Below are 3,358 nucleotides of genomic sequence, written 5' to 3' on the forward strand. Positions count from 1 at the left end.
TTAGCTTCATCTACACCAGCGACATCAGCAAAGGTCACATTGGATTCATCCTTAGGAATTAGACGCGCTTTAGACTTGCCAAAACTCATTGGATTCTTACCGCCCATAGCGCCACCAGCACCCTTCATTGTGTAAAGAATAACTGCAATCAATAAAACAATTGGCGCCAATGAAATGATTAATTGCTTAAAAAATCCATCTTTCTCAGGTGGCTTGGCAACAACATTTACCCCGTTGTCTAACAAATCACCCATTAAACCAAGGTCGCCAGGCGAATAGGTTGAAAAACTTTCACCACCGGCTCCAATACCTGAAATATTACTACCTGCAATGGTTACTTCAGAAACATCGCCTTGTTTGACGCTTTGAATAAACTCAGAATAGGTTACTTCGCTTGGCTTGTTATTAACTTCAAACTGACTAAAAATAGAAGTAAGAACACTACCCAACACTAACCATAACAATAAATTCTTAAACATGAGACTAATACTAAAATTATAAAAAAATAAGACAGGTAACTATACCCTATTGCTTACTTATATATGAGCTGATGGTGTTTTTTCAAGGTTTTTCAACAAATAAAATCAAATTCTGTCATAATTCTTTACTTATAAAGTTAAATTACTAACACTATGTCAAAAATTAATCTAATAGCACTTATTTTGTTGTCGACTTTATTAAGCTCATGTGGATTTCATGCACCCGCTAAAAATACTACATTAAACGCAATAATTCAAAGTGAAAAGTCAAATAAATTTGCTGTCGAATTGCAAAAACAATTTAACCAAGATGCGGTGCAAAATCTAACCATTCAAATTGGTGCGGAAATACAAAGAATACAAACCTCTTCTTACACGATAAACAACACCGCTAATAGCTACACATTAAATCTAATTGTGCCTGTTAAAGTATTTGATGCTGAGCAACAATTACTACTATCCCAAGAATTAACTGCCAATACACAGCTTAACAAAACTGACTCATCACAAGCTGATCGCCTGCAAAAAGAAGAGTCATATGCTCAATTAAGACATACTGTTATTAAAAAGTTAATCAGAAGATTGTTAAAACTCAATGAGAATTAAGCCAGAAGCGCTTAATTCACAACTGACCAGCAAATTAGAACCTCTTTATTTTGTTTTTGGCGCAGAACCGTTATTAATCGAACAAAGCTTAGCCAGCATTCTATCAATCGCCAAGCAAACTGGTTTTAATGAAAAAACCAGCTTTGAAATTGATGGTAATTTTGATTGGAATCTCGTCACAGCTGAGATTGCCAACACTTCTTTATTCTCACCTCAGCGTATTATCGAATGCAAGCTGAAAACTGGAAAAATTGGCGTCAAAGGCTCCAAAGCTTTAAGTGCACTTGCTAGCAATATCCCAAGTGATATTTTGCTATTAATATCAACTGGAAAATTAGAATTAGCTCAACAAAAAAGCAAATGGTTTAAAACGCTTGAACAATATGGTGGGGTTATCCAGCACTGGGAAATTTCAAATGATCATTTAGTGGGCTGGATTAGTAATCACATGGCCACTTTTGGTCTAAAAGCAAACCAAGAAGTAGCACAAAGTATTGCTTTTTGCACTGAAGGGAATTTACTGGCTTCAATGCAAGAAATTCAAAAATTAAAGATGACTTACCCTGATGGAAACATCAATACCCAAGAATTCCTTGATCAGGCTCAAGAGCAATCCAAATACACTGTCTATGGCTTGATTGATGCAGCTTTATTTGGAGATACTGTTCAGGTTAGTAAAATTTATAACACTTTGTTAAATGATGCAGCCATGCCCATTCTGCTCAGTAGTGCACTATATCGAGAAATAAAGTCTATTATTGATATGTCGATTGACCTGCATCAAAACAACGATATTAATGCCATTTTACAAAGCCACCAAGTCTGGAACAAAAGAAAGCCTATTATCACTAATACGCTTAAACGCCACCCTTATCAGCGCTTACAAAAACTATTATTACTCTTAGGTCGTATTGACCGCTCAATCAAAGGCATGGATAATGTTAATGTCGTTGATGAATTACACACACTTTTGTTAAATCTAGCCGGAAAGAACCAATGGGCTCAATAAAAAATATAATCACTAATCTGGGAAAAAATGCCAAAATTGCGGCAAAGTCTCTTAGGCGTACCACCACACAAGCAAAAAACAATGCCTTGCTAAACATTGCTAGTCAGATTAACAGCAATCGTAATAATATTCTATCAGCCAACAAAAAAGACCTTGACAATGGCAAAAACAAAGGCTTGGATAATGCATTAATTGATCGATTAATGCTAGACGACCAGCGCCTAGATGGGATTATAGAAAGCCTTAATCAAATCGCCAATTTGCCTGATCCCATTGGGGAAATAACCGATTTAAAATACCGCCCTAGTGGCATTCAAATTGGCAAGATGCGCGTACCTTTAGGGGTTATGGGAATTATTTATGAATCTCGACCTAATGTCACTATTGACGCTGCAGCGCTTTGTCTTAAATCTGGCAATGGTGCAATTTTGCGTGGTGGATCGGAAGCTATTCACTCCAATCTTGCACTTTATGCCTGCGTCAAAGACGGTCTCATTGATGCTGGCTTAAATGAGTATTGCGTACAACTAATTGACACTACAGATCGAGAAGCGGTAAATGAACTAGTGCAAGCTAGCGATTATGTAGATGCCATTATTCCACGTGGCGGCAAAGGTCTAGTTGAAGCTATTAGCAATAGCGCCAAAGTACCAGTCATTAAACACCTGCATGGTGTTTGTCATACCTATATTGACAAGGATGCTGACACTAACAAGGCCATCAAGATTGCATTTAACGCAAAAACCCGACGTTATGGCGTATGTAATGCTATGGAAACGTTACTAGTGCATGCGTCAGCTGCTGGTAGAGTACTGCCAGAACTAATTACAGAATATGCTATTAAAGGCGTGGAGTTGAGAGGTTGTAAACAAACCATGAAATTGTCCAAGCAAATTATTGAGGCAACTGACGAAGATTGGGATACAGAATATTTGGATGCCATTTTATCGATTCGTATTGTTAATACAATGTCAGAAGCCATTGATCATATTGAACAACATGGCTCAGGCCATACCGAATCAATCGTTACTGAGAATTACACATCAGGTCGTCGCTTCCTAACTGAAGTTGACTCTTCATCTGTGATGATCAATGCATCGACCGGATTTGCTGATGGCTTTGAATATGGCCTTGGCGCAGAAATTGGTATCAGTACCGACAAATTCCATGTCCGTGGCCCAGTTGGATTAGAAGGGCTTACTTCACAAAAATTTATCGTCCTTGGTGACGGTCATATTAGACAATAAAATAAAAATTATGAGTA

The 3,358-nt window shown here is 37.5% G+C and carries 4 protein-coding genes; 3 read left to right on the forward strand and 1 reads right to left on the reverse strand.

Annotation, left to right across the window (positions count from 1 at the left end):
- On the reverse strand, positions 1-479 hold a 479-nt coding region (locus P8M52_RS02540), incomplete at its 3' end, for an ATP-dependent metallopeptidase FtsH/Yme1/Tma family protein (RefSeq protein ID WP_300306857.1).
- Between the two features lie 153 nt (positions 480-632).
- Here P8M52_RS02540 and lptE point away from each other — a divergent pair.
- The 3 genes from lptE to P8M52_RS02555 are packed head-to-tail and all read left to right on the forward strand — an operon-like array spanning position 633 to position 3,341.
- Positions 633-1,085 (forward strand): LPS assembly lipoprotein LptE, encoded by a 453-nt coding sequence (gene lptE / locus P8M52_RS02545; protein WP_300306859.1) that lies wholly within the window; start codon positions 633-635, stop codon positions 1,083-1,085.
- Positions 1,075-2,094: a DNA polymerase III subunit delta gene (holA, locus tag P8M52_RS02550; RefSeq protein WP_300306861.1), complete on the forward strand. Its 1,020-nt coding sequence runs from the start codon at positions 1,075-1,077 to the stop codon at positions 2,092-2,094. Before lptE ends, holA begins: the two co-directional genes overlap by 11 nt.
- Positions 2,082-3,341, forward strand: a complete 1,260-nt coding sequence (locus P8M52_RS02555; protein ID WP_300306863.1) for a glutamate-5-semialdehyde dehydrogenase — start codon at positions 2,082-2,084, stop codon at positions 3,339-3,341. Before holA ends, P8M52_RS02555 begins: the two co-directional genes overlap by 13 nt.
- The last annotated feature ends 17 nt before the right edge of the window (positions 3,342-3,358 follow it).

Origin of the sequence: Candidatus Thioglobus sp., assembly GCF_029243085.1 — a bacterium.
In the GTDB taxonomy this organism is placed as follows: Bacteria; Pseudomonadota; Gammaproteobacteria; order PS1; family Pseudothioglobaceae; genus Thioglobus_A.